The 24,660-nt window shown below is 73.3% G+C and carries 23 protein-coding genes; 9 read left to right on the forward strand and 14 right to left on the reverse strand.

The features are described 5' to 3' along the window. Nucleotides 1-213: 213 nt before the first annotated feature. A complete protein-coding gene (locus ACIHEI_RS26560; RefSeq protein WP_396608355.1) occupies nucleotides 214-1,155 on the reverse strand; it encodes a nucleotidyl transferase AbiEii/AbiGii toxin family protein in 942 nt (313 codons plus the stop codon). A gap of 247 nt (nucleotides 1,156-1,402) precedes the next feature. On the opposite strand from ACIHEI_RS26560, the gene ACIHEI_RS26565 reads away from it, so the two are divergent. From ACIHEI_RS26565 to ACIHEI_RS26585, 5 genes are all read left to right on the forward strand, one after another. Beyond that, nucleotides 1,403-1,558, forward strand: coding sequence for a hypothetical protein (locus ACIHEI_RS26565; RefSeq protein ID WP_387641214.1), 156 nt, complete (start codon nucleotides 1,403-1,405; stop codon nucleotides 1,556-1,558). 112 nt (nucleotides 1,559-1,670) lie between these two features. Further along, nucleotides 1,671-1,814, forward strand: coding sequence for a hypothetical protein (locus tag ACIHEI_RS26570; protein WP_387641212.1), 144 nt, complete (start codon nucleotides 1,671-1,673; stop codon nucleotides 1,812-1,814). A 106-nt stretch (nucleotides 1,815-1,920) separates the two neighbouring features. Next, nucleotides 1,921-4,290: a DUF4135 domain-containing protein gene (locus ACIHEI_RS26575; RefSeq protein WP_396608356.1), complete on the forward strand. Its 2,370-nt coding sequence runs from the start codon at nucleotides 1,921-1,923 to the stop codon at nucleotides 4,288-4,290. Beyond that, entirely contained in the window at nucleotides 4,287-5,483 is a 1,197-nt protein-coding gene (locus ACIHEI_RS26580) for a hypothetical protein (protein WP_396608357.1), read from the forward strand. The genes ACIHEI_RS26575 and ACIHEI_RS26580 overlap by 4 nt, the downstream gene beginning before the upstream one ends. Then, nucleotides 5,480-6,763, forward strand: coding sequence for a JmjC domain-containing protein (locus ACIHEI_RS26585; protein ID WP_396608358.1), 1,284 nt, complete (start codon nucleotides 5,480-5,482; stop codon nucleotides 6,761-6,763). The genes ACIHEI_RS26580 and ACIHEI_RS26585 overlap by 4 nt, the downstream gene beginning before the upstream one ends. A 7-nt stretch (nucleotides 6,764-6,770) precedes the next feature. Here ACIHEI_RS26585 and ACIHEI_RS26590 read toward each other — a convergent pair whose 3' ends face one another. From ACIHEI_RS26590 to ACIHEI_RS26620, 7 genes are all read right to left on the reverse strand, one after another. Then, a complete protein-coding gene (locus ACIHEI_RS26590) occupies nucleotides 6,771-7,574 on the reverse strand; it encodes a hypothetical protein (protein WP_396608359.1) in 804 nt (267 codons plus the stop codon). A gap of 233 nt (nucleotides 7,575-7,807) precedes the next feature. Next, entirely contained in the window at nucleotides 7,808-8,734 is a 927-nt protein-coding gene (locus ACIHEI_RS26595) for a Gfo/Idh/MocA family protein (protein WP_392951488.1), read from the reverse strand. 103 nt (nucleotides 8,735-8,837) lie between these two features. Continuing rightward, the gene (locus ACIHEI_RS26600; protein WP_396608360.1) at nucleotides 8,838-9,119 is read right to left on the reverse strand and encodes a hypothetical protein; all 282 of its coding nucleotides are present in this window, start codon (nucleotides 9,117-9,119) and stop codon (nucleotides 8,838-8,840) included. A 95-nt stretch (nucleotides 9,120-9,214) separates the two neighbouring features. Continuing rightward, nucleotides 9,215-10,147, reverse strand: a complete 933-nt coding sequence (locus ACIHEI_RS26605) for a LysR family transcriptional regulator (protein WP_396608361.1) — start codon at nucleotides 10,145-10,147, stop codon at nucleotides 9,215-9,217. Nucleotides 10,148-10,401: 254 nt separating this feature from the next. After that, the gene (locus tag ACIHEI_RS26610; RefSeq protein WP_396608362.1) at nucleotides 10,402-11,592 is read right to left on the reverse strand and encodes a glycine C-acetyltransferase; all 1,191 of its coding nucleotides are present in this window, start codon (nucleotides 11,590-11,592) and stop codon (nucleotides 10,402-10,404) included. Between the two features lie 47 nt (nucleotides 11,593-11,639). Beyond that, on the reverse strand, nucleotides 11,640-12,671 hold the full coding sequence (gene tdh / locus ACIHEI_RS26615; protein ID WP_387641191.1) for an L-threonine 3-dehydrogenase: 1,032 nt from the start codon (nucleotides 12,669-12,671) through the stop codon (nucleotides 11,640-11,642). 341 nt (nucleotides 12,672-13,012) lie between these two features. Continuing rightward, nucleotides 13,013-14,299, reverse strand: a complete 1,287-nt coding sequence (locus ACIHEI_RS26620) for a hypothetical protein (RefSeq protein WP_396608363.1) — start codon at nucleotides 14,297-14,299, stop codon at nucleotides 13,013-13,015. Nucleotides 14,300-14,358: 59 nt separating this feature from the next. Here ACIHEI_RS26620 and ACIHEI_RS26625 point away from each other — a divergent pair, with 59 nt between their 5' ends. Then, complete coding sequence (locus ACIHEI_RS26625; protein WP_396608364.1) at nucleotides 14,359-14,742, forward strand: hypothetical protein; 384 nt, start codon at nucleotides 14,359-14,361, stop codon at nucleotides 14,740-14,742. A gap of 117 nt (nucleotides 14,743-14,859) precedes the next feature. On the opposite strand, the gene ACIHEI_RS26630 is transcribed toward ACIHEI_RS26625, so the two are convergent. Then, nucleotides 14,860-16,077, reverse strand: a complete 1,218-nt coding sequence (locus ACIHEI_RS26630) for an FAD-dependent monooxygenase (RefSeq protein WP_396608365.1) — start codon at nucleotides 16,075-16,077, stop codon at nucleotides 14,860-14,862. Nucleotides 16,078-16,247: 170 nt separating this feature from the next. On the opposite strand from ACIHEI_RS26630, the gene ACIHEI_RS26635 reads away from it, so the two are divergent. After that, nucleotides 16,248-17,213, forward strand: coding sequence for a TetR/AcrR family transcriptional regulator C-terminal domain-containing protein (locus ACIHEI_RS26635; protein ID WP_396608366.1), 966 nt, complete (start codon nucleotides 16,248-16,250; stop codon nucleotides 17,211-17,213). Here the strand turns inward: ACIHEI_RS26635 and ACIHEI_RS26640 are convergent. Beyond that, on the reverse strand, nucleotides 17,186-18,250 hold the full coding sequence (locus ACIHEI_RS26640) for an ATP-dependent DNA ligase (RefSeq protein ID WP_396608367.1): 1,065 nt from the start codon (nucleotides 18,248-18,250) through the stop codon (nucleotides 17,186-17,188). The genes ACIHEI_RS26635 and ACIHEI_RS26640 overlap by 28 nt on opposite strands. Before the next feature lie 118 nt (nucleotides 18,251-18,368). On the opposite strand from ACIHEI_RS26640, the gene ligD reads away from it, so the two are divergent. After that, nucleotides 18,369-19,361: a non-homologous end-joining DNA ligase gene (gene ligD, locus ACIHEI_RS26645; protein WP_396608368.1), complete on the forward strand. Its 993-nt coding sequence runs from the start codon at nucleotides 18,369-18,371 to the stop codon at nucleotides 19,359-19,361. A gap of 7 nt (nucleotides 19,362-19,368) precedes the next feature. Here the strand turns inward: ligD and ACIHEI_RS26650 are convergent, their stop codons facing one another. Next, the gene (locus ACIHEI_RS26650) at nucleotides 19,369-20,163 is read right to left on the reverse strand and encodes a class II aldolase/adducin family protein (RefSeq protein ID WP_387641173.1); all 795 of its coding nucleotides are present in this window, start codon (nucleotides 20,161-20,163) and stop codon (nucleotides 19,369-19,371) included. A 156-nt stretch (nucleotides 20,164-20,319) separates the two neighbouring features. Between ACIHEI_RS26650 and ACIHEI_RS26655 the strand changes: the two genes are divergently transcribed. After that, a complete protein-coding gene (locus ACIHEI_RS26655) occupies nucleotides 20,320-21,420 on the forward strand; it encodes a helix-turn-helix domain-containing protein (protein ID WP_396608369.1) in 1,101 nt (366 codons plus the stop codon). A 61-nt stretch (nucleotides 21,421-21,481) separates the two neighbouring features. On the opposite strand, the gene ACIHEI_RS26660 is transcribed toward ACIHEI_RS26655, so the two are convergent. The 3 genes from ACIHEI_RS26660 to ACIHEI_RS26670 form a co-directional block, all read right to left on the reverse strand. Then, nucleotides 21,482-21,718, reverse strand: a complete 237-nt coding sequence (locus ACIHEI_RS26660; protein ID WP_392951463.1) for a chaplin — start codon at nucleotides 21,716-21,718, stop codon at nucleotides 21,482-21,484. Between the two features lie 187 nt (nucleotides 21,719-21,905). Next, nucleotides 21,906-22,634 carry a succinate dehydrogenase/fumarate reductase iron-sulfur subunit gene (locus tag ACIHEI_RS26665; protein ID WP_387641164.1) on the reverse strand — a complete coding sequence of 243 codons (729 nt, stop codon included), beginning with the start codon at nucleotides 22,632-22,634 and terminating at the stop codon, nucleotides 21,906-21,908. Next, the gene (locus tag ACIHEI_RS26670; RefSeq protein ID WP_392951586.1) at nucleotides 22,631-24,574 is read right to left on the reverse strand and encodes a fumarate reductase/succinate dehydrogenase flavoprotein subunit; all 1,944 of its coding nucleotides are present in this window, start codon (nucleotides 24,572-24,574) and stop codon (nucleotides 22,631-22,633) included. The genes ACIHEI_RS26665 and ACIHEI_RS26670 overlap by 4 nt, the downstream gene beginning before the upstream one ends. Nucleotides 24,575-24,660: the final 86 nt, after the last annotated feature.

Genomic DNA, 24,660 nt, shown 5'->3' on the forward strand with positions numbered 1-24,660 from the left:
GATGACCCGGCGGCACGCGCTCGGCAAGATCGGCCGGCCAGGCCGCCCCGGCGCAGCACGGCAGGGCCGCGGACTGCTGCTCGACCGACTGACCGGCCCGGGCACGGCAGGGCCGCGGACTGCTGCTCGACCGACTGACCGGCCCGGGCCTAGCCGACCGGTCCTGCCGGATGACCCGGCGACGCGCGCTCGGCAAGATCGGCCGGGCAGGGCCTACGGATGGAGCGGGGCGAGGGCGGTCCGCAGTCGTCCGAGCCACTCGTCGGCGGTGCCGGTGATCCGGGGGTCGGCGGCCCGCAGGTCCGCCCAGTCGGACGGGGCGACGGCGAGGGTGTCCAGCCGCAGCCGCCCGGGGTGGCCGGGTTCGCGGGCGAGGACGCGGCGGAGGAGGCCCGGGGTGAGGGTGCACACTTCGGCGAGCAGGACGGCGTCGTACAGGTCCTTGGCCCGGGCCCGGCCCTCGGCGCCGTGGCTGTCGGCGTGCAGCCACAGCAGCTTCCAGGCGAGCGAGAGTTCCCTGCTCGCCGTCCGCACCACCGTCGCCCCGGCGCCGTCACCGCGCGGCAGGGCCGTCAGCACGGGCGGCTCGGGCAGCCGTTCGTCGCGCGCGAAGTCGATGCTCACCTCGCCCGCCGGCCGCCCGTCCGCCGTCCACCGCACGGCGATCCGCACGCCCGGCACCTCGCCGTCGTCCTGGTACGTCCACCCGCCGTCGACGCGGACGGAGTCGGGGTCGAGCGCGATGCCCGGGGCGGCGACCGGGTGCCGGGCGATCAGTTCGCGCAGCACCGCCTCCGGCCCGTCGGTGTCGGTCTCGGCCTCCGGCACCCAGTGGCACCCCTCGGGTGGGAGGTGTGCGCGCAGGCCGCGCGTTTCGAACTCCTCGAACGCCCACATCTCGTACCGGGCCGCGCCGTCCGCCGCCTCGGGCCACTGCTGAACCGCCGTCAACTCCTCGACGTACGGGTGGGGGTCGGCCAGGTCGACGGGCACCAGGGTGGACGGCTCCACGACCCAGTCCAGGTCGGCGGGTTCGCGTGCCGCCTCCCCCACCCAGGCGGGCAGCACCATGCTCCCGCGCAGCACCAGCGCGTCGCCCCAGGCCGACTCCGCCAGCAACGCCACCAAGTGGTCGAGCACCGCCCGCCGTCCCACCCGTCACTCCCTTTTCCGTCCCGTTCCGCGCGGGCGACAGTAGCGGGCCGCACGGACACCGGGCCGGGCTGTGACAGCCAATGCTGGTGTTACGTGTGGAAGTTGTGTTGACGAACCGGTTCCACTGGGTAAACACTTGCTGACGCGGTCACGTCATGCGCGGCCACGGCTGATTCAGTCCACCGCACGACGCCCCGTCACCGGATGTTGCGGTGGCCAGTCGTGCACTCTTGCCAGGAGGACTCTCGTGGAAGCTCCTACCCTGCAAGCGCCCAAGGGCGAAACCCTCGTCACCGACGCGGAGTTCGACCTCATGGTCGGCGAACTGGAGCTGGACGCTCCGGAGCACACGCCGAGTGCCTCGACCTGCGCCATCAACCACATGTACTGCGCGCTGCAGTAAGAAATCCCGGCGCGCCGCACCTGGAGCAACTCCCCCGAAAGAACGTCGCGGTGCCGCCGGATCCGGCGGTGCCCGACTCCTGCTGTGCCACTTCTACCGACAGGAGAAATCGATGGAGACGACCGTTGCTTCCACCCTCACCGTGGACGAGGAGTTCGACCTGGTGATCGGCGACCTGGAGCAGAGCCTTCCGGCGGACAGCGCCGCGCCGACGGCCGGGACGTGCGCCCGCATCTACTGCAGCCCGTACCTCTAGGCCTCACGGCCGAACAGGCCTCAGGCACCACGCAGCACCACGACGCCGCGCGGCCGGCCCGACCGGCCGCGCGGCGTCGCGCATCGACCACCCGACCAGGAGCCGAATGGAACTGCGCGACCACGGCGACACCGGCCGTGCGCCCGAACTCCCGCCCGTGACACGCCGGTTGCTGACGGCGCTGGCCGAGGGCGGGGCCGGCCGGGCGTTCCCGCCGGTGGCCGTCCCCGGGCCGGACGGCACGCTCGCCGTCGAACGCCCGCTGGGCGGCCCGTCCGAGGCGCGGGCCCTGGAGCACGCACTGGCCGACGCCCGCTTCGCGCCGCTGCACGAGGTGCTGCGGCAGATCGACGCCTGGTCCGCGCGGGCCGGCGCCGACCCCCGGCTGATCGATCCGCAGGCACTGCGGCCGGAGAACGCGGACCTGTTCGGGCCGCTGCTCACCGAGACCCTGGAGAGCTGCGTCGGCGGACCGCCCGAACGCGCCGCCGCCTTCGCCGCCGGGCGGGCCGGGCAGTTCCTGGAGTTCCTCACCCTGTTCGTCGAGCGGCTGACCCGCGACCGGCCCTCCGAACACCGGGTCACCGGCCTGTGGGCGAACGGCGACGAGACCCACAACGGCGGCCAGCGGGTGCTGCGCGTCGAATTCGCCGACGGCGCCCGGCTGGCGTACAAGCCGCGACCGGCGACCGGCGAACTGCTCTTCCTGGCCACCGAGGGCTCGGTGTTCGCCCTGCTCGACGCGCTGCCCCCGGCGTCCGGCCCGGTCCGGCTGCCGACCATGCGGATCCGCCCGGGCAGCGGCCCGGACCGGGCGTGCTACTCCTGGCAGGAGTGGATCGAACCGCCGGACGCGTGGGGCGTCCTGCGCGCCGACGGCGGGTTCAGCCTGCGCGGTGCCATCCTCGACTCCACTGCGGCAGACCGCTACTGGCACCGCGCCGGGTCGCTGGCAGCCGCCGCGTTCGCCTTCGGGATCACCGACCTGATCGGCGGCAACCTGCTGATCGGGCAGCGCCCGGAGGACGGCGAACCGCTGCCGTTCCCGGTCGATCTGGAGGCGTACTTCGCCGACACCAAGCGTCTGTTCGAGACCGGGCTGCTGTTCGATCCCGCGGTCTCCGCGCAGCACCACACCGGCCTGGAGAACCTCGCGCGCTGGTGCGACCTGGACGGCCCCGCGACCTGCTGGCGCCCCCAACCGGACGGCTCGCTGCGCCTGGAGCGGCGGACCTTGCCGCTGACCCGGACCGAGACCCGCACCGTGGTCGGGGACACCGAGGGCCGCACCGGATACGGCCCCCACCTGACGGCCATGCTGCGCGGCATGTTCGACGCCTGGACGCTGATGTGCCGAAACCGGGCCAGGATCGCCGAGTTCCTCGCGGAGCGGGCCGCCGGCCACGTCGTGCGGGTGATCGCCCGCCCGACGGCCGAGTACCCGGACGGCGGCGAACTCCCGTTCAGCGAGAGCGAGTCGGAGCAGCTCGCCCGCGGCGACGTCCCGTACTTCTTCCGCACCGCCGACGGCGGCCCGCTGCTCGCGATGCGGATGCCGCCCGGCCGCGCACCGCGCACCGACCCGGCCGGCGCCCCGCAGTGGAACGCGGACCGCCCGTGGCCGCCCGTCGCCGCCGTCCGCGAGGGCGGCAAGCTGGACCTCGCCGGCCTCGGCATCGCCCTGCGCGACGCGGTCGAGCACGTGTACGGCGACCTGGATCCGCAGCGAGAAGACCTGTACGACCCCGGGCGCGGAGTGCGGCTGAGCCTGCGCGGCCCGCGCGAGGGCGAGGCGTCCTTCGACTGGCCCGGGGCGGCCCGCAGCATCACCTACCTGTGGAACGAGACGACCCTGCGGCTGCGCATCGACCCGCTGAGCAGCCCGGCCGCCGAGGTCCGCGAACGGCTGCTGCGCCTGGGCCGGATCGACGCCTCGCTGCGCGACCCCTGGGCCCGCGGGGGCTTCACCGACACCGACCTGGAGGCGAAACTCGACCGGCTGACCGCCACCGGGATCGCCTGGCTGCGCGGCGTGGTCGCCGAGCACGGCTGGCCCGGCCACGGCCTGGTCGGCAGGGAGGCCGCCACGGTCGCGAGCGCGCTGCTCCAGCACCACACCGGCGACCTCGCCTTCGCCCGCGAGTGCCTGGCGCTGATCGAGGCGGCGGCCGAGCGCGGCGACATGCACCGGCGCGACGCCGCCTACCTCGCCGACTCGCTGCGCCGGGCCGAGGGCCGCCCGCAGCTGTACGGCACGAAGTTCGAACGGGTCGCGGGCGGCGAACTGCGCCCCTGCCCGATCGAGGACGAGGACCGGGTGGACGAGCGCCGCGCGACCGTCGGCCTCCCCCCGCTCGCCGACTACGCCGCCCTGCTGGCGGAGAAGTACCCGGCGCACGAGAACCACCCGGCGCCCGAGAACCACCCGGCGCCCGAGAGCTGCCCGGCGCCCGAGAACGAAGGGGTCAAGGCGTGATCGCGACCGACTGGACCGAACTCCTCGCCCGGGTCTGGGGCAAGGAGCCCGCGCTGCTCCCGGCACCCGCCCCGGCGGACCCGGCCCACCTGCACCGCACGATCGTCGCCGCCTGCGAGCCGTTCCGGGCCGGCACGGTGTTCCGGACGCTGCCGCAGGTCCGCCTGCACACCGCGCTCGGCTGGCTCGGCGCGCCGGGGCGGCTGCTGCCCGACGCCGCCGACGCGAGCCCGGCCGACTACCGGGCCCGGCTGCGCGGCGAACCAGCCGGCAGCGGGCCGGACGCCGGATTCCTGCTGAGCGTCCGCCAACCCCTGCACACCGACTGGCCGTTGTGGTCGGCCGTTCGCGACACCCTCACCGAGCTGTGGCACCAGGTCGGCTGGCCGTGCCTGCCGGTCGAGGCCGAGCTGACCGAGGGCGACGGCTTCACCCGCGCCCGGGGCCTGGGCCGCGCCTCCGACCACGCGGTCCTGACCTGGGTGCTGGCGGGCACCATGGAGGCCGAACTGCCCGAGGCGGACGGCGGGTTCCGCGTCCTGCGGGCCACCGCCGGCGAGCTGCTGTACTGGCCGGAGGGCTCGCGCTGGCGCGAACACCACCACGACGGCTGCATGACGCTGCGGATCTCCGTCCCCCGCGCCCAGCGCCTGGCGACCGGCGCGGTCAAGAACCTGCTGGCCGAGGACGTCCGGAACCGCCTGGAGTACGACGGCACCGTGCCCCACCTGCCCTTCCCCCCGCCCACCGACCGGCCGCCCGGCCCGGCCGCCCCGATGGTCGCCGTCGGCGAGGCGGCCCGCGCGGCGGCCGGGGGCGCGGAGCTGCCCGCCGCGCTGCGCACCCGGTGGGCGGCCTGGTACTCCACGGCCGGACTGGAACCCGCACCCGAGCCCCGCGCCGACGTCCCCGTCACCCCCGGGCACCGTCTGCGGGTGGCGGGCGGGATCGTCCGGCTGCCCGACGGGCCCGGCCGCTGGATCTGGGCCGTCAACGGGCACACCTTCCCGATCGCCGGGGCCGCGGGCGAGCGGATCGCCCAGCAGCTGCGGCCCGGCCGCGAACTGACGGTCGGCGAACTGTGCCGGGCGGTGGGCGCGGACGAGCACAACGGCGCCGTGACCGCGCTGCTGCGCAAGCTCCACCGGCTGCGGGCGATCGACCTGACCGGCAGCGAGAGGACGGACCGATGACGACGGCACACGCGAGCGACCTGGCCGTCGTCCAGGGCCCGCTCGACTGGGACGAGTTCACCACGCACTACTGGGACCGGCGACCCGTGCTGATCAAGGGCGTCCTCCCGGCGCCCTACGAGCTGCCCGAGGTCTTCGCCGCCGCCACGATCGCCACCCGGCCGCCCGGCCCGCACCTGATGCCGCCGAGCGCCCAGTTCGCCGTCGGACGCTTCCAGCAGTCCGAGCCCGCGGCGTGGTTCCCGCGCGCCGAGGACGGCACCTTCGACGGCTACCGGCGGCGGCTGGACGCCGAGTTGGCGGCCTTCTCGCGGGAGACCCGGTACGCGCTGATCGTGCACGCCTTCCACGCCTTCCACGCCGGTCAGTGGGAGCGCCAGCGGGCTTTCTTCGAACCGCTGTGGCAGCGCACCGGAATGCCGCTGTCGGGGGCGATCACCACGCTCTTCCACGGCAGTTACGACCACACCCCGGTCGGCGTCCACAAGGACCGCTTCGCCACCTTCCTGTTCGCCCTCGAAGGCCACAAGCGGATGCGGTTCTGGCGCGAGCGCCCGTGGACCGAGCCGGTGACCACCAAGCTGGACTACCAGGCCCACCTGGACACCTCGTTCACCGCCGAACCCGAGCCCGGCGACCTGCTGTACTGGCCCTCGAGCTACTACCACGTCGGCGAGAGCGTCGACGGCAGGGCCGCGACCAGCGTCAACGTCGGCGTGCCGCGCGAATCGCACCGCGCGGTCTACGACGTGGACGACCTGCTGCTGGGCCTGGACCCGGACACGATGGTCGATCCGGACGCCGCCCTGGTGCGGCTGCCCGCCGCCACCGCCCCGCTGTCGGTGCCCGAACCACCGGCGGACGGCACGCTGCCCGAGGCGCTGGAGCAGACCCTGCGGGTCTTCCAGGGGTACCGCGACCCCGGTCTGATGGCGGAACGGGTCGCCTCGCTCTCGCTCCGCAACATGAGCGCGTCCGGTCTGTGCCCCGTCCCGCCGCCCGAGCCGCCGCGGCCCCTGGACGACGGCACGGCGGTGCGGGCCCGCGCCCGGGTGCTGTACGAGCCGGTCGGCGGAGCGCTGCTGTGCGCCGCCAACGGGCACGTGCTGCGCAGCACGCTGACGCCGCCGCAGGCGCAGCCGCTGCTGCGCCGGCTCGCCGAACGGGAGCCGGTGCCGGTCGGCGAGTTGCTGGCCGCCCTGCCGTCCGCCGCCCGCGCGGAGGCCCGCCGCCTGCTGGAGGCACTGGAGAGCTTCCGCGCCCTGACCCGCGACCAGTAGGAATCTCTCACCAGATGGTGACGTCGAGCTTGACCAGGCCGAGGTCGTACGGGATGTCGGCGATCCGGAGGGCGATCACGGCGCCCTGGCTGCTGGTCAGGCAGAGCGTCGCGCCCGCCCGGATGCCCTTGGCGTCGTTGGCGGGGCGTTCGGCGGCGGTGGCGTAGCGGAAGCTCTTGATGGTGCCGGCCCGGGCTGCTTCCCGGCAGGTGGCCTCGGTGACCCCGGTGCCGGGCGCGAGCACGGCGGCGAGGTTGCCGAGCACCAGGGTGGGCGCCGGGTGGTCGTGGGCGACGAGCTCGTAGGACTTCTGGTCGGCCTCGGACATCGCGTTCCAGTCCTCGTCACTGACCAGAGCGGAGAGCGGCTTGTCGTTCGGGGCGTCCAGGTCGATCAGCTCGTACCCGGTGCTGACCACGTCGATCTGGAACGAGACGGTGCGCGGCGCGGGGACGCTCGGACTCGGCTCGGCGGACGGCGACGGGAGCGGCGGCGACGGCACGGGCGTGGAAGCGGGTGGTGACGGTGGTGCGTGGGGGGTGCTGACGGCTCCGGGGGACTTGATGCCGATGGGGAGCGCCGTGATGATGCCGGCCGCGTTCATGGCGAGGACGGCGATCGTGGCGACCGTCCCGATGATGGCGAGCGACAGCAGCATGGCGCGCCGGTCGGCCGGGGTGTCGGGGGCCTCCCAGGAGATGCCTTCGCGGCCGGCGTGGAACGTCACCCGGTCCGGGTGGCCCGCGGCGGGGTGCGGGCCGTCGGGCTGCTCACCGTCGTGAGGCGGGTGCCCGGAGTCGGGTGCGGTCACGTGGCTCTCCTGCGGTCAGATCTCGTCCGCCACCGTACAGTTGCGCCGCCGGCCCCCGGCCGCCGTCCGATGCCTGGTCAGGGGCTCGTCGGCGGCCGGTCGGCGGCTGCTCTGCTGGGCGGATGCCCCGTCCCGCGGCCGGTGGAACTGATCCTTTCGGGGTGCGCACCGATCGGGTGAATCGCTCGTTCGAGCGACCCGTGCAGGGGCCAGGGCGGTTCGGGATCCGAACGTCAGGCGGTCTCGAGGCGCTCCACGATCAGTTCGCACAGTTCGTGGGTGCGCAGCGCGTCGGTGGCGTCGAGGGTCTTGCCGGCCCGCAGCGCGTCCAGGAAGTGCAGCACCACCTGTTCGATGCCGCGCTGGCGGGCGACCGGCACCCAGTCGCCGCGCCGGCGGACGGTGGGCTGGCCCTTGTGGTCGACGATGTCGGCGAGGTTGTGGACCTCGCGCTTGGAGTCGGCGCCGGACACCTCGAGGATCTCCTCGGTGGAGCCGGAGACCCGGTTCATCAGGCCGAGCGCGGTGAACCCCTCGCCGGCCAGCGTCAGCACGACGTGCTCGACCAGGCCGCCCCGGACCCGGGAGCGGACGTCCACGTGCTCGATCTCGCCGGGGGCCAGGAAACGCAGCGTGTCCACCACGTGGATGAAGTCGTCGAAGACCAGGGTGCGGGCCTGCTCGGGCAGTCCCTCGCGGTGCTTCTGCAGCACGATCAGGTCGCGCGGGCGTTCGGCGGCCAGCAGGTAGCCGGGGGCGTGGCGCCGGTTGAAGCCGACCATCAGCGATCGCCCGGTGCGCCCGGCCAGGTCGACCAAGTGGCGTGCCCCGTCCAGGTGGTAGGCCAGCGGCTTGTCCACGTACACGTCGACGCCCCGGGTGAGCAGCTTCTCCACGATCGGGACGTGCTGCTCGGTGGCGGCGTGCACGAACGCGCCCCGGATCCCGGAGTCGATCAGCTCGTCCAGGTCGGTGGTCCGGAACGGGATCCGGTAGGCGTCGCCGATCCGGTCCAGCTTGGCCCGGTCCCTGGTCATCAGCCGCAGGTCCAGGCCGGGTTGCGCGGTGAGGACCGGCAGGTAGGCCTTCTGCGCGATGTCACCGAGCCCGATGACACCGATCGGAAGGGCGGCGGTGAGGTCCGTCTCGTTGTCGCTCATTCTGGGCACTCCTGCAAGGTGGTTGACGGCCGGCGCGGGCCACCCGGCAGCATATGTCAGACCGCTGTTGAGCAGTCAGGACGCGGGTGGCCCGGCCGGTTCGTCAGCCCTCCCGACCGCCCGCCACCGCCGCCGGCACGCCCAGCATGCGGCGGAAGTCGGCGACCGCGCCGGGCAGTTGGCCGGCGTAGCCGCCCTGCGCGAGGCGCAGCACGAAGGCGACGGCGTCGTCCGGGTGCGGGTCGGTGTAGGGCTGGTGGTTGTAGTCCCGCGCCGCCAGGGCGGCCCGCCGCTCGGCGCGCTGCGCGGGCACCCAGGCGTGGCGCCGCGGATCGTGCTGCTCGTCCTGTTCCTGCCTGCCCTGCTGCTCGTGCTGCTGCTCCATCGCGGCGCGCCCCCTCCCGGTTCCGGCGGTTCGGGCACCGACGGTAGTGAACCGGAAGCACTCCGTCCACCGATTTAACGGCGGCGGATCAGCCGTCAGACGGCTTGCCCGGCGCGGCGGTCGAGGTGCCCGGCGGCTTCGGCGAGGGCGTGCAGGACGGGCCGGATCAGCGGGTGGAGTTCGGCGCCGGCCCGGGTCGCGGCGAACACCTTGCGGGTGGCGAGGGCGCTGGTGACGGGGCGGACGGCGACCCGGCCGCGGTCGGCGGCGCGCAGCGCGGAGCGGGGGACGAGGGCGACGCCCGCGCCGGCCGAGGCGAGTGCGGTGACGGCGCTGAAGTCGTCGGAGGAGTGCATCAGCCTGGGCTGGAATCCGGCGTTCTCGCAGGCCAGCAGGACCACGTCGTGGCAGGGGTTGCCGGGGTAGGGGCCGATCCACGGTTCGTCGGCGAGTTCGGCGACGGCGACGGGGCCGGTGCCGGCGGCGAGCGGGTGGTCGAGCGGGAGGACGGCGTCGAAGGGTTCGGCGTACAGCGGGAGCCGGGTGAGCCGCCGGTCGTCGGGGCGTGGCGCGCCGCGGTACTCGACGGCGACGGCGATGTCGGCGCGGCCGTCGAGCAGCATCGGCAGGCTGGCGTCGCCCTCGGAGTCGCGGGCCTTGACGCGCAGGCCGGGGTTGGTGCCGGCGAGTGCGGCGATCGCGGGGGCGAGGACCATGGCGATGCCGGTGGCGAAGGCGGCGACGGTGACTTCGCCGGCGGCGCCGGAGCTGTAGGCGGCCAGGTCGGCCTCGGCGCGTTCGAGCTGGGCGAGGACGGCGTCGGCGTGGCCGAGCAGGATCTCGCCGGCGGCGGTGAGGCGGACGCCCCGGCCGTCGCGGACCAGCAGGGTGTGGCCGGTCTCCTGTTCGAGGGCGGCGAGCTGCTGGGAGACCGCGGAGGGGGTGAGGTAGAGCGCGGCCGCCGCGGCGGTCACGGTCCGGTGGTCGGCCACGGCCCGCAGGGTCCGTAGCCGTCGTGCGTCGATCACGGGTCAATTCTGCCAGCGCCGCGGGACTGCTCCGTACGGGTGGCCGGAGGGTGGCGCGGGGAGCCGAGGAGGTTGGCTCCCCGCGCCTTTTGCGAGCCGCCCGGGGGATGGGATGGGGGCGGCACGAAGGGTGGCGCGGGGAGCCGGGGGGTTGGCTCCCCGCGCCTTCGGCGGGCCGCCCGGGGGATGGGATGGGGGCGGCCCGTCGCGGATGGCGCGGTTGAGGGTTTGGCCCGCGCCAGGCTGTAGGGGTCCTACTCGCCGAGCGCGGCGCGGGCGTCGATGAACGCGGCGATGGCGCGCTCGACGTCCTCGGTGCTGTGCGCGGCGGACAGCTGGACCCGGATCCGGGCGGCGCCGTGCGGCACCACCGGGTAGGAGAAGCCGATGACGTAGACGCCGCGCTCCAGCAGCAGCTCGGCGAGGCGTCCGGCCTTGGCGGCGTCGCCGACCATGACGGGGGCGATCGCGTGCTCGCCGGGCAGGATCTCGAACCCGGCCTCGGTCATCCTGGTGCGGAACAGCTCGGTGTTGGCGGCGAGCTTGGCCCGCAGGTCGTCGCTGGTCTCCAGCAGGTCGAGCACGGTGAGCGAGGCGGCCGCGATCACCGGGGCGAGCGAGTTGGAGAACAGGTAGGGGCGGGAGCGCTGGCGCAGCAGGGCGACGATCTCGCGGCGGGCGGCGACGTAGCCGCCGGACGCGCCGCCGAGGGCCTTGCCGAGGGTGCCGGTGATGATGTCCACGCGGTCCATCACGCCGTGCAGTTCGGGCGTGCCGCGGCCGGTGGGGCCGACGAAGCCGACGGCGTGCGAGTCGTCGACCATGACCATCGCGTTGTAGCGGTCGGCGAGGTCGCAGATCTCGGCGAGCGGGGCGATGTAGCCGTCCATGGAGAACACGCCGTCGGTGACGATCAGCCGGCGGCGGGCGTCCTGGGTGGCCTTGAGCTGCTGCTCCAGGTCGGCCAGGTCACGGTTGGCGTAGCGGTGGCGGCGGGCCTTGGAGAGCCGGATGCCGTCGATGATGGAGGCGTGGTTGAGGGCGTCGGAGATGACGGCGTCGCGCTCGTCCAGCAGGGTTTCGAAGACGCCGCCGTTGGCGTCGAAGCAGGACGAGTAGAGGATGGTGTCCTCCTGGCCGAGGAACTGGGAGAGCCGCTGCTCCAGTTCCTTGTGCACGTCCTGGGTGCCGCAGATGAAGCGGACGGACGCCATGCCGTAGCCCCAGCGGTCCAGCGCCTCCTTGGCGGCGTCGACCACCTTGGGGTGGTCGGCGAGGCCGAGGTAGTTGTTGGCGCAGAAGTTGAGCACCTGGCCGCCGGTGCCGGAGGTGACGGTGATCTCGGCGGACTGCGGGGTGCCGATGACGCGTTCGGGCTTGAAGAGGCCGGCTTCGCGGATCTCGGCGAGGGTGGCGGCGAGGTCGTCGCGGACGGTGTCGAACACGGGGGTGTCGCTCCTAACGAAAAGTCAGCGGGTCTGCCGAGAAGGGCTTACAGCGTGGTCCAGTCGAGGATGACCTTGCCGCAGTTGCCGCCGGCGGCCTCGTCGAAGGCGGCTTCGAAGTCCTGGGCGGCGTACCGGCCGGTGATCACCGGGCTGAGGTCGAGTCCGCCTTCGAGCAGCACGGACATCGCGTACCAGGTCTCGAACATCTCGCGGCCGTAGATGCCCTTGATGGTGAGCATCGAGGTGACCACGGCGGACCAGTCGATCGGGAACTGGTCGGCGGGCAGGCCGAGCATGGCGATCTTTCCGCCGTGCGTCATGTTGGCGATCATCGACTGCATGGCCTCGGGGCGGCCGGACATCTCCAGGCCGACGTCGAAGCCCTCGCGCAGGCCGAGCTTGTGCTGGCCGTCCTCGATGGTGTGCTGCGAGACGTCCAGGGCGAGGGTGACGCCGAGCTTGCGGGCCAGCTCCAGGCGGTACTCGGAGACGTCGGTGATCATCACGTTGCGGGCGCCGGCGTGCTTGGCGACGGCGGCGGCCATGATGCCGATCGGGCCGGCGCCGGTGACCAGCACGTCCTCGCCGACCATCGGGAAGGACAGCGCGGTGTGCACGGCGTTGCCGAACGGGTCGAAGATGGCGGCCACGTCGAGGTCGACGGGGACGCGGTGCACCCAGACGTTGGAGGCGGGCAGGGCGACGTACTCGGCGAACGCGCCGTCGCGGTTGACGCCCAGGCCGATGGTGTTGCGGCACAGGTGGCGGCGGCCGGCCAGGCAGTTGCGGCACTTGCCGCAGACCAGGTGGCCCTCGCCGCTGACCAGGTCGCCGACGTTGATGTCGGTGACGGCGGCGCCGAGCGCGGCGACCTCGCCGACGAACTCGTGGCCGATGGTCATCGGGGTCTTGATGGTCTGCTGGGCCCAGCCGTCCCACTTGCGGATGTGCAGGTCGGTGCCGCAGATGCCGGTGCGCAGGACCTTGATCAGGACGTCGCTCGGGCCGATCTCCGGTTCCGGGACGTCGGTCATCCACAGGCCGGGGGCGGCGTCCAGCTTGACGAGTGCCTTCACTGCGAGGGCTCCTGACGCGAAGTGCGGGCGGTCCTGCGGTCGGCAGGCCCGGGGTCGGCCCGGCGTGCGGCGGTGGACCGCCCGGGCAGGGTGAAATCTGCCTGGTCACGGGGGGTGCGGTCCATCGAGGAATTCTTAACGGGTGCCACAGCTGGGCTGAACGATCGTGCCCGAGCAGGGTGGCGGGGCGGCCTGCGGCGTGCCGTGATCCACCCGGACGGAGCAGCGCGCCGTGCCGCTGGCGGCCGCGCTGCGCGCCGTCCACTCCTTGACCTGGTCTTGACAGTCTGGATTGCACCGCCCCCCCCCCCCCCACACCCACCGGGACCGGTGCCGCCTCGTCAGAACGGCGGCGCTCCCCAACCGGCCTCCGGCTCCCCCGAGTTGACCCCGGCTCCCCGCCGCGCTCCTGCGCCGCCGCTCACGACCGGCAGGTAGTGCGCCAGGTATGCGAGGTGCTCGGGGTCCACCTCGTCCGGCCGCCTGCGCTCCCCGATCGCGTCGATGAGGCTGCCCTCGACGAAGAAGCGGTAGGCGAAGATCTCGGTGCTCGGCGCATTCCAGAACAGCTCCGGGGGCTTCGGCACGACCAGCTCGCCGTCCGGCCCGTAGTAGTCGCCCGGGGCGCTGGTGAGGTCGCGGTCCGAACTGACCACCGCCGACTGCCCGTTGTGGTGCAGGTACAGGTACCAGACGATGCAGCTCTGCTGGTCCCGGAAGAACGCCACCAGCCGGTCGGCCGGATCGAGCGGGCTGGGCACCGGGCCGGCCACGTCCGTCCAGGCGCCGCCGCCGACCCGGTCGAGGCAGCGGTGCAGACCGGACCTCGTGATCAACGCCAGGAAATCCGCCGGGAGTTCGAGCCCGTCCCGGGCCAGCTCCGCCGCGATCGGGTCCGTCACGGCGGTACGGTAGTCCAGCGGTTCGCCGATCTCGCCGAACCACGCGTAGTCGCCGACGAAGGACGCCTCGTCCAGCGGCGGCACGCTGTCCAGGGCGTAGGCCTGGAACCAGGCGAAGGTCCGGTCCCGCCCGTCGTACGGCCGGTAGGGCCCGATCCCGTACCCGGCCCAGCACGCCGGCAGCCGCACCGCCTCCGGGCCGTCACCGATCACGCCGTGCGCCGCCGCGACCACCCGCGCGGGCGGGCTCCGCCGCACCTCCGGCAACTGGACGTCCGGGTGGCCGAGTTCGCCCGGCAGCGGGTCCCGCTCGGACGGGTGGACCGGCGCGGGCCCGGTCGCGGGCACCAGGATCCGCCCGAGGTCGTCGCGCCGGTCCTCCGGCCACCGGTCGTCGATGGCCCGGGCGGCGGCGGTGCAGTCAGGACACTCGTCCCGGCCGCCGCCCCACATCCCGAACGGCGACCCGGCCAGGTCCGGCCGCTCGATCCCGCACAGCGTCCGCCGGAAGTACCCGTACGCGTGCCGCCCGGCATCCGGCACCATGTCCGTCCAGGCCGCCTCCCACCGCAAGTCCCACTCGCTGTACGCCTGCCGAACGATCGCGCCGTCGCCACCGACCCGCACGACCGCGAAGCACCAGGTACAGATCCAGACCTCACGCGTCCACCGCGAAGGCGGCAGATCCCACTTGGCCAGGTCGTGCTCACAGATGTCACAGCGCATGACGCATGATCATGCCGCCCGCCCCCGACAGCCGCTGCCCGGACACTATGCTGCGCCGCGTGACCGAGCCATCGAACATACGTCTCGCCGAGCTTCTCGACAGCCGGGACGGGCACGCGCCCGCGCCCGAGGCCGTGATCTCCGCGCTGTTCGAGGGCGGGGCGTTCATTCCCGTCACCGCCGACTGGAAGGTGATGTTCCTCCCTGACGACGAGATGCCCCCCACGCTGCTCGGCTTCACCGGCGCGGACGTCGGCGCGGAACTGCTGCCGTCGGCCTCCGCGATGGTGCACTGCGACGCGGCACGGCTGCGGGACATCCTCGAGAAGACCGGCGTCGCCCGGCTCGGGATCCGCTCCCGGAACTGGCAGGCATTCTTCACCGCGCAGATGCTGCGTGAGTGGGCGTCCTACGGATCCGAGGCGGAGCTGAAGCTCGACTGACCCCGAGTCCGGCCAGGTCCGGGTGATCTCCCGCGAGTACGACAACCCACCGGCGGACAGCCCCGCGCCCCAGCCCCTGGCCAGGCGCCGCTGGTTCGGCCGCTCCTGACGGCGAGTTCAGCTCCGCTGCGAAGACAGCACGTCGGCGTAGTCCGGCAGTTCGACGTCGCCGGCCTTCGCGGCCTGGGCCTCCATCAGGGTGCGCAGCGGGCGGCGGGTCATCCAGCGCATGGAGGCGGCGCGCAGCGCGATCATCGTGCGGCCGTTGGGGGCGTAGCCCGCCATGCCGCCCGGGGGGAGTTCCTGGGCCTTGGCGGCGTAGGGCTTCATCCGGTCCTGGTAGCGGGCGAAGGCGGTGGTGAAGTCGCCGTTGGCGGTGGCGAGTTCGCCGGCCAGCAGGTAGGCGCCGACCAGGGCGAGGCTGGTGCCGAGGCCGGTGAGGGGGGTGGGGCAGCAGGCGGCGTCGCCGATCAGGGCGGTGCGGCCGCGGGTGTAGCGGTCGAGGCGTACCTGGCCGATGTGTTCGAGGAAGAAGTCGTCGGCCTCGGCCATCGCGGCGAGCAGCCGGTCGACCTCCCAGCCGGCCCCGGCGAAGCGGTCGGTGAGCAGGCGCTGCTGGGCGGCGCGGTCGCGGCGGTCGTGGGCGAGGGGGGCGGAGCGGAAGCTGAGTCCGGCCTTGACCTCGCCGGGCGCCCGGCCGGGGCGGGCCATCGCCACCCGCCCGCCGGGGGCGTTGTACATCAGGAACCAGTCGTCGAGGTCGAATTCGAGGCGGGCGGTGAACCAGGCGGTGTAGCCGCCGATGGGGACGAAGTGCTCGCTCTCGGGGCCGAAGGCGAGGCGGCGGACGGTGGAGTGCAGGCCGTCCGCGCCGACCACCAGGTCGAAGCGGCGGGGCGGGGCGTTCTCGAAGGTGACGTGCACGCCGTCGGCGTCCTCCCGGAGGGAGGTGATGGTGTCGTCGAAGAGGTATTCGACGTCGTCGGCGGTGGCCCGGTAGAGCACGGTGGCGAGGTCGTCGCGGAGGATTTCGAGGTCGGAGACGATGCCTTCGCCGCCGAAGAGTTCGGTGAGAAGCCGGGCGATGTGCTTGCCGTTCCGGTCGACGAGTGCGAGGCCGCGCTGGTACACGGCGACCTGCCTGGCCTGGTCGAGCAGGCCCATCCGGTCGATGACGGTGCGTCCGGCGCCGCGCAGGTCGACGGCCTGTCCGCCGGGGCGGGGCGCGGGGGCGCGTTCCACCACGACGGGACGGAAGCCGGCCTTGCGTAGCCAGTACGCCAGGGTGGGTCCGGCTATGCCGCCGCCGGAGACGAGGATGTCCGCGTTCTTCATGACACCGAACGTACGCCGTACGCTCCGCACTACGCAACCTGCAACGCCCGGGCTTCAGCGATTGCTGCACTAGTGCACTAGTGCGCTCCGGGGCCGCCCGGACCCTGGTACGGTGCCGAGTCCGGCAGCTAGCATGGGCCGACTGGTGCACTAGTGCGGAGGTGGAGCGGGTGGACCGCTACGAACAGATCGCGGGCGAACTCCGGCAGCGGATCGAGCGCGGCGAGTTGCGGCCCGGCGACCGGGTGCCGTCCACCCGGGAGATCACCCGCCGCTGGAACGTGGCGATGGCCACCGCCACCAAGGTGCTGGCGGAGCTGCGCGGCCAGGGCCTGGTCCGGGCGGTCCCCGGCGTCGGCACGGTGGTCGCCGAGGCCGCCGCGCCCGCTCGGGCGCAAGCGCCGGCCCGGCCCGCCGCGGGCGAGCGGCAGATCCCCCGCCGGCTCACCGTGGAGGGCGGCCTGACGACGGACCGGATCGTCGCGGCGGCAGTGGAGATCGCCGACCACGAGGGCCTGGAGGCGCTGTCGATGCGCCGGGTCGCGGCCGAGCTGGACGCCGCCACCATGTCGCTGTACCGGCACGTCCCCGACAAGGACGGCCTGGTCAACCTGATGATGGAGCAGGTCTTCGCCGCCGTCAGGTTCTCTCCCGCCGACGCCGAACTGCCCTGGCGGGCCCGGCTGGAGCTGGCCGCCCGGCTGATCTGGGACCTGTTCCGGGCGCACCCCTGGCTGGCCTCCGCGCTGTCGATGACCCGCCCCCAACCGCTCTCCAACGCCCTGCCGTTCGGCGAGTGGGTGCTGTCCACCCTGGCCGCCGAGGGCCTGGATCTGCAGACGGTGCTCACCGCCTACCTGACGCTGTTCAACTACGTCCGCGGCACCGCGCTCAACCTGGAGATGGAGGCCGCCGCCGAGGCCGCCACCGGCCAGGACGCCGAGGCCTGGATGGACCAGCAGGAGCCCCAGTTCATGGAGCTGGTCGCCGAGTACCCCACCTTCCTCCGACTCACCACGGAGGGCTACGACTTCGACCTCGACCAGCTCTTCGACTTCGGCCTGCAACGCCTGCTGGACGGCTTCGCCGCGCTGATCAACTCGGCCGCTCAGCCCAGCAGTTCGCCCAGGTCGTAGGAGACCGGCTCCTCCAGCTGCGCGTACGTGCAGCTCTCCGGCGTGCGGTCCGGCCGCCAGCGCTTGAACTGGGTGGTGTGCCGGAACCGGGTGCCCTCCATGTGGTCGTAACCGACCTCGGCGACCCGCTCGGGGCGCAGCGGCACCCAGGACAGGTCCTTCTTGCCGGTCCAGCGGCTGACCGCGCCGGGCAGCCGGCTGCTCGCCTGGGCCTGCTCGTCCGCCCAGGCCCCCCACGGGTGGCCCGCCAGGTCGTCGGCGTCGATCCTCAACGGGGCGAGTTCTTCGGCGAGTTCGCGGCGGCGGGCCATCGGGAAGGAGGCGCTGACGCCGACGTGCTGGAGCCGTCCGTCGGGGTCGTACAGGCCGAGCAGCAGGGAGCCGACCACGGGGCCGCTCTTGTGTTCGCGGTAGCCGGCCACCACGCAGTCGGCGGTGCGGGCGTGCTTGACCTTGAACATGGTGCGCTCGCCGGGCCGGTAGGGGGCGTCGAGCGGTTTGGCGACCACGCCGTCCAGTCCGGCGCCCTCGAAGCGGGAGAACCAGCCGCGGGCGGTGTCCAGGTCGGTGGTGGCGGGGGCCAGGTGGACCGGCGGGGCGGCGTCGGCCAGCAGCTGGGCGAGTTCGGCGCGGCGTTCGACCAGCGGGCGGGCGGTGAGGTCGTCGTCGTCGAGGGCGAGCAGGTCGAAGGCGACCAGCGAGGCGGGGGTGCGCTCGGCGAGGGTGCGGACCCGGGACGCGGCGGGGTGGATGCGTTCCAGCAGTTCCTCGAAGTACAGCCGTCCGTCGTGCGCGACGACGATCTCGCCGTCCACCACGCACCGCTCGGGCAGCTGCTCCCGGACGGCCTCCACCACCTCGGGGAAGTACCTGGTCAGCGGCTTGCCGGTGCGCGAGCCGAGTTCGATCTCGTCGCCGTCGCGGTACACGATCGCCCGGAAGCCGTCCCATTTCGCCTCGTACTGCATGCCGGGCGGGATCGCGGTCACGGCCTTCGCGAGCATGGGCGAGACCGGTGGCATCACGGGTAGCTGCATGCCTCCGATGGTCCCCGGCCCGCCCGCGGCGCCACGGCGTGTCGGGGCGCCCGGCGTGTCGTCCACCCTGCCGTACCGCGACGCGCGGTGCACGGGCGGGCCGCCTAGCGTTGACGGCATGGCTTCTGCTGTGGAACTGGAGGTCGGCGGCCGGACGGTGCGGCTGTCCAACCCGGACAAGGTGTACTACCCGGAGCCCGGGTACACGAAGCGGGACGTCGCCGAGTACTACCTGGCCGTCGCCCCGGGGGTGCTGCGCGGCCTGCGTGACCGGCCGACCACGCTGCAGCGCTTCCCGGAGGGCGTGGACGGCGAGTTCTTCTACCAGAAGCGCGCGCCGAAGGGCCGCCCGGAGTGGCTGCCGACCGCGCGGATCGCCTTCCCGTCCGGTCGCAGCGCCGACGAGATCTGCCCGACCGAGGAGGCCGCCGTGCTGTGGGCGGCCAACCTCGGCTGCCTGACCTTCCACCCGTGGCCGGTGCGCCGCGCGGACACCGAGCACCCCGACGAGCTGCGCATCGACCTCGACCCGCAGCCCGGCACCGACTTCACCGACGCCGTCCGCGCCGCGCTCCAACTGCGGCCGCTGCTGGAGGAGTTCGGCCTGACCGGCTGGCCGAAGACGTCCGGCGGCCGGGGCCTGCACGTGTACGTGCCGATCGAGCCGCGCTGGACGTTCACCGACTGCCGGCACGCCGTCATCGCGCTCGGCCGCGAACTCGAGCACCGCACCGGCGGCGAGGTCACCACCAAGTGGTGGAAGGAGGAACGCGGCGAGCGGATCTTCGTCGACTACAACCAGATGGCCCGCGACCGCACCATCGCCTCCCCGTACTCGCTGCGCCCCCGCCCGCAGGCCACCGCCTCCACGCCGCTGCGCTGGGAGGAGATCGAGCAGGTCTCCCCCAGCGACTTCACCCTGCGCACCGTGCCCGAGCGGTTCGCCGAACTCGGCGACCTGCACGCCGACATGGAGCGCCGACCCGGCTCCCTGGAACGCGTGTTGGAGCTGTACGCGCACCAGGACGCGGGCGACCTGCCCTACCCGCCGGACCACCCGAAGATGCCGGGCGAACCGCGCCGGGTGCAGCCGAGCCGGGCCAGGAAGTGACCCGCCCTCACTCGAAGAGATCGGGCTGTTCGCGGGTGATCTGGTCGTACAGCGGCTGGTAGTTGACCCAGCCGGCCAGGTCGTTGCCGATCTGCCGGTAGGTGAGGGCGGCGTTCTCGGGCGAGATCGGGATGGTGGGGCCGGCGGCCTGCGCGAGCAGCTGGACCTGGCAGGAGCGCTCCATGGTGATGAACCACCAGGCGGCGGCGTCCACGGTGCTGCCGACGGTGAGCAGGCCGTGGTTGCGCAGGATGACGGCCTTGTGCGGGCCGAGCGCGGTGGCGATCCGCTCGCCCTCCTCCAGGTCGGTGACCAGGCCGGTGTAGTCGTCGAACAGGGCGTGGTCCTGGTAGAAGGCGCACACGTCCTGGGTGATCGGCTCCAGTCGGCGGCCGAGCGCGGACAGCGCCCGCCCGTGGGTGGAGTGGCTGTGCGCGGCGGCGACCACGTCCGGGCGGGCCCGGTGGATGGTCGAGTGGATGACGAACGCGGCCTGGTTGACCGGGTAGCGGCCCTCCACCACGGTGCCGTGGTGGTCGACCAGCACCAGGTCGCTGACCTTGACGTGCTTGAAGGACATGCCGAACGGGTTGACCCAGAAGTGGTCGGTGAGTTCCGGGTCGCGGGCGGTGATGTGCCCGGCGACGCCCTCCTCGAACCCGAGCTTGCCGAAGATCCGCAGGGCGGCGGCGAGGCGTTCCTTGCGGTGGCGGCGCTCCTCCTCGACGGTGTCGAAGGTCGGCGGCAGCCGGAAGATCAGGTCGCCGGGCAGGCGGTCGAGCAGGGATTCGGTGTCGGACATGGCGGGTGACCTCTCCGTGGGGTGCGGGGCGGGCACAGCTCACCAGGGCAGGGCGGGCCGGGCATAGGCTTGCGGCGCCCAACGTGGACGGCACCGGTTGTCCGCCGGGGCCAACCACAGACGGGGGCCGGGCAAGCGCAGGAGGGGGGACGGCCGGTGGAGGCGTTCGTGCGGCTGGTCGCCGGGCGCACCGAGGACCCGGAGGTGCTCGCGGCGGCGGTGCGGGCCGCGCGCGCCGCGTCCGAACTGGTCGCCGCGCTGCCGGAGCGCGAGGTGCGCCGGCACACCCGGGCCCTGCTGGACGGGGTGCGCTCGGCGTTGCAGGGCGACGGCGAGCCGGGGGTGCAGGCGCTCGCGGCGGCTGCCCTGCTGGGTTCGGACCGGGCGCGGCAGGGGGTGCCGGTGGCGGCGCTGCTGGACGGCTTCCAGGCGGGGCGCTCGCACCTGGTGGAGGCGGTGATCGCGGAGGGCCGCCGGTGCGCCGTCCCGGCGGACGAGCTGTTGGACGGCGTGACCCGGATCGATCACATCACCATCACGCTGGCTCGCCGGATGGTGCAGGAACACCGGGCGGCGGAGCTGGCGGCGGCCCGCACCGCCCGCGAGGGACACGCCCTGGCGCTGCGTCAACTCCTGCACGGGGAACCGGTGGAGGCGCTCGGAGCGCCGCTTTCGCCGACCGGCCGGTACCGGTGCGTGGTGACGGCGGTGAGCGATCCGGCGCTGGCGGGGCCGCTCGAGCAGGCCCTCGTCGCGGCCGGTCCCGGCCTGTGCGGTTTTGTGGACGGCCGGCTGGCGGCGCTGACCGGACCCATGCCTGTCCTGCCGTTCGACGGCCCGACCACCGTCGTCACGCCGCCTGCCGAACCGTCCGGTCTGGCCCCCCTGTACGCGCTGGCCCGGCGCGCCCTGCGGGCCGCCGAGTCGGCCGGCCTGACCGGCCTTCACCGGCTGGCCGACCTCGCCCTGCTCACCGCCACGCCCGCCGACGGCGAGTTCGGCGCCCTGCTGGCGGGCGACCTGCTGGGCGCCCTGGACCGGGCCGATCCCTTCCACCGGGAACTCGCCGTCACCGCTCTGGCCCAGCTGACCCACGGTGGCCGCACCGACCGGACGGCCGCGGAGCTGCACGTGCACCCCAACACGGTGAAGTACCGGCTGCGGCGGCTGCGCGAGCTGACCGGCGCCGACCCGCTGACCGGCGGCATCGAGCCCACCGCGCACTGGTGGTGGGCGCTGCGGAGCTGGCTGGCCTGACTGCGGGGTACCGTCCAGGGCCCGCCCGCAGGACGCGGCGGGCCCGGAGCGGCCTGGTCACTTACCGGTTGATGCAGACGTTCCCGAACGCGGCGTTGCCGAGGCCGATGACGTCGATCGAGTTGCCGCAGACGTTGAGGTCGAGGTCGATCGGCACCTGGATCAGGTTGCCGGAGAGGACGCCCGGCGAGCCGATGGCAGCGCCTTCTGCCTCGGCATCGGCGGCGGCGGAACCGGCCCCGCCGAGCAGACAGGCTGCGGCCAGGCCGGAGGCGACGAGGGACGCACGAATACGCATGATTTCTCCAGGTGTGATGATCCGATAATCGGGCCTCGATCACACCTGTTCGGACCGCCCCAACGCCCACATTGCACAGATCGTGGGCGTGTCCATGGCCACCCGTACGGCCCCCGTCAGGCAGCCTGCGAGGGGCAGTCGTACGGGGAGCCGGCCGGACTTCGCCGGTCCGGCCAGCCGGTCCCCGTCAGCTCCGCAGGAACTCGCGGTTGAGCCGGGCGATTCCGGTCAGCGGGATGCCCTTGGGGCAGGCCGTGGCGCACTCGCCGGTGTTGGTGCAGCCGCCGAAGCCCTCGTCGTCCATCGCGCCCACCATGTTCCGTACCCGCGAGGCGCGTTCGGGCGCGCCCTGCGGGAGGACGTTGAGGTGGACCACCTTGGCGGCGGTGAACAGCATCGCCGAGCCGTTGGGGCAGGCGGCGACGCAGGCCCCGCAGCCGATGCACTCGGCGTGCTCGAAGGCGAGGTCGGCGGCTTCCTTGGGGACGGCGGTGGCGTGCGCCTCGGGGGCGGCGCCGGTGGGTGCGGTGATGTAGCCGCCGGAACCGATGATCCGGTCGAGCGCGGAGCGGTCCACCACCAGGTCGCGCACCACGGGGAAGGCGCCGGCCCGCCAGGGTTCGACGTCGATGGTGTCGCCGTCGTTGAAGTGCCGCATGTGCAGCTGGCAGGTGGTGGTGCGTTCGGGGCCGTGGGCCTGGCCGTTGATGACCATGCCGCAGGCGCCGCAGATGCCTTCGCGGCAGTCGTGGTCGAAGGCGACGGGGCGCTCGCCGCGCAGGATGAGTTCCTCGTTGAGGGTGTCCAGCATCTCCAGGAAGGACATGTCCTCGCTGATGCCGGAGACCTGGTAGATCGTCATCTCGCCCGGGGTGTCCGGGCCCTGCTGGCGCCAGATGCGCAGGGTGAGGTTCACGCGTAGCTCCGCTGGGTGGGGTGGACGTGCTCGAAGGCGAGCTCTTCCTTGTGCAGGACGGGCGCTCCGCCGGTGCCGGCGAACTCCCAGGCGGCGGCGTAGCTGAACTCCTCGTCCCGGCGGGCGGCTTCGCCCTCGGGGGTGGCGGATTCGGTGCGGAAGTGGCCGCCGCAGGACTCGCTGCGGTGCAGCGCGTCCAGGCACATCAGTTCGGCGAGTTCGAAGTAGTCGACCAGCCGATTGGCCTTCTCCAGCGCCTGGTTGAGCTCGGCGCCGGTGCCCGGGACCTTGATCCGCCGCCAGAACTCCTCGCGCAGTTCGGGGATCCGGGCCAGCGCGTGCCGCAGGCCGGCCTCGTCGCGGGCCATTCCGCAGTTGTCCCAGAGCAGTTCGCCGAGTTCGCGGTGGAAGGAGTCGGGGGTGCGGTCGCCGTCCACGGACAGGATCAGGTTGAGCCGGTCCGCCACCTCGGCCTCCACCTCGGCGAGTTCGGGGTGGTCTCCGGGGACGGGGTCGAGCGGGGTGCGGCCCAGGTAGTCGTTGAGGGTGGGCGGCAGCACGAAGTAGCCGTCGGCGAGGCCCTGCATCAGGGCGCTCGCGCCGAGCCGGTTGGCGCCGTGGTCGGAGAAGTTGGCCTCGCCGATCGCGAACAGGCCGGGGACGGTGGTCTGCAGGTCGTAGTCCACCCACAGGCCGCCCATCGTGTAGTGGATCGCCGGGTAGATCCGCATCGGCACGGTGTACGGGTCCTCGGCGGTGATCCGCTGGTACATCTCGAACAGGTTGCCGTACTTGGCCTCGACGGCGGCCCGGCCGAGCCGGGCGATGGCGTCGGCGAAGTCCAGGTACACCCCCTGCCCGCCGGGGCCGACGCCGCGGCCCTCGTCGCAGACCACCTTGGCGGCCCGGGAGGCGATGTCGCGGGGCACCAGGTTGCCGAACGCCGGGTAGATCCGCTCCAGGTAGTAGTCCCGCTCGTCCTCGGGAATCTGCCCGGGCGGCCGGGTGTCGCCCTTCGCCTTCGGCACCCAGATCCGGCCGTCGTTGCGCAGCGACTCGCTCATCAGCGTCAGCTTGGACTGGTGGTCGCCGGAGCGCGGGATGCAGGTCGGGTGGATCTGCGTGAAGCACGGGTTGGCGAAGTACGCGCCGCGCCGGTGCGCGCGCCAAATGGCCGTCGCGTTCGAGTTCTTGGCGTTCGTCGACAGGTAGAACACGTTGCCGTAGCCGCCGGTGGCGAGCACCACGGCGTCCGCCAGGTAGGAACGGATCTCGCCGGTCACCAGGTCCCGGGCGACGATTCCGCGGGCCCGGCCGTCGATCACGATCAGGTCGAGCATCTCGGTGCGCGCGTGCAACTCGACGTTCCCGGCCGCGATTTGCCGTGACAGCGCCTGGTAGGCGCCGAGCAGCAGCTGCTGGCCGGTCTGGCCGCGGGCGTAGAAGGTGCGGGAGACCTGGACGCCGCCGAACGAGCGGGTGTCGAGCAGGCCGCCGTACTCGCGGGCGAACGGCACGCCCTGGGCCACGCACTGGTCGATGATCTCCACCGAGACCTGGGCGAGGCGGTGCACGTTGGACTCGCGGGCGCGGAAGTCGCCGCCCTTGACGGTGTCGTAGAACAGCCGGCGGATCGAGTCGCCGTCGTTGCGGTAGTTCTTCGCGGCGTTGATGCCGCCCTGCGCGGCGATCGAGTGAGCGCGCCGCGGGGAGTCCTGGAAGCAGAACTGCACGACGTGGTAGCCCTGTTCGGCCAGTGTCGCACCGGCCGCGCCGCCGGCCAGGCCGGTGCCGACCACGATCACGGTGTGCTTGCGGCGGTTCGCCGGGTTGACCAGCTTGGCCTCGAACCGCCGCTGGTCCCAGCGCTGTTCGATCGGCCCGGCCGGGGCCCGGGTGTCTGCGACGGGCGCGCCGACGGTGTAGTCGAGGTAGCTCATCGGGGCCTTCCCGGAAGTCGTGTCGTGGGCGGTCTGCCCGTTGTCGTGGGCGCTCGCCGGGCCGGTCCCGCCGGCGTCGTGGGCGG

Source organism: Kitasatospora sp. NPDC051984, from assembly GCF_044593455.1.
Classification (GTDB): Bacteria; Actinomycetota; Actinomycetes; order Streptomycetales; family Streptomycetaceae; genus Kitasatospora.

What these genes read in the sequence shown, in the direction of transcription:
- ACIHEI_RS26570 (WP_387641212.1), top strand. Translation starts at nt 1,671, where the DNA reads ATGGAGACGACCGTTGCTTCCACCCTCACCGTGGACGAGGAGTTCGAC.
- ACIHEI_RS26575 (WP_396608356.1), top strand. Translation starts at nt 1,921, where the DNA reads ATGGAACTGCGCGACCACGGCGACACCGGCCGTGCGCCCGAACTCCCG.
- ACIHEI_RS26585 (WP_396608358.1), top strand. Translation starts at nt 5,480, where the DNA reads ATGACGACGGCACACGCGAGCGACCTGGCCGTCGTCCAGGGCCCGCTC.
- ACIHEI_RS26595 (WP_392951488.1), bottom strand. Translation starts at nt 8,734, where the DNA reads ATGAGCGACAACGAGACGGACCTCACCGCCGCCCTTCCGATCGGTGTC.
- ACIHEI_RS26600 (WP_396608360.1), bottom strand. Translation starts at nt 9,119, where the DNA reads ATGGAGCAGCAGCACGAGCAGCAGGGCAGGCAGGAACAGGACGAGCAG.
- ACIHEI_RS26620 (WP_396608363.1), bottom strand. Translation starts at nt 14,299, where the DNA reads ATGCGCTGTGACATCTGTGAGCACGACCTGGCCAAGTGGGATCTGCCG.
- ACIHEI_RS26630 (WP_396608365.1), bottom strand. Translation starts at nt 16,077, where the DNA reads ATGAAGAACGCGGACATCCTCGTCTCCGGCGGCGGCATAGCCGGACCC.
- ACIHEI_RS26640 (WP_396608367.1), bottom strand. Translation starts at nt 18,250, where the DNA reads ATGCAGCTACCCGTGATGCCACCGGTCTCGCCCATGCTCGCGAAGGCC.
- ligD (WP_396608368.1), top strand. Translation starts at nt 18,369, where the DNA reads ATGGCTTCTGCTGTGGAACTGGAGGTCGGCGGCCGGACGGTGCGGCTG.
- ACIHEI_RS26650 (WP_387641173.1), bottom strand. Translation starts at nt 20,163, where the DNA reads ATGTCCGACACCGAATCCCTGCTCGACCGCCTGCCCGGCGACCTGATC.
- ACIHEI_RS26660 (WP_392951463.1), bottom strand. Translation starts at nt 21,718, where the DNA reads ATGCGTATTCGTGCGTCCCTCGTCGCCTCCGGCCTGGCCGCAGCCTGT.
- ACIHEI_RS26670 (WP_392951586.1), bottom strand. Translation starts at nt 24,574, where the DNA reads ATGAGCTACCTCGACTACACCGTCGGCGCGCCCGTCGCAGACACCCGG.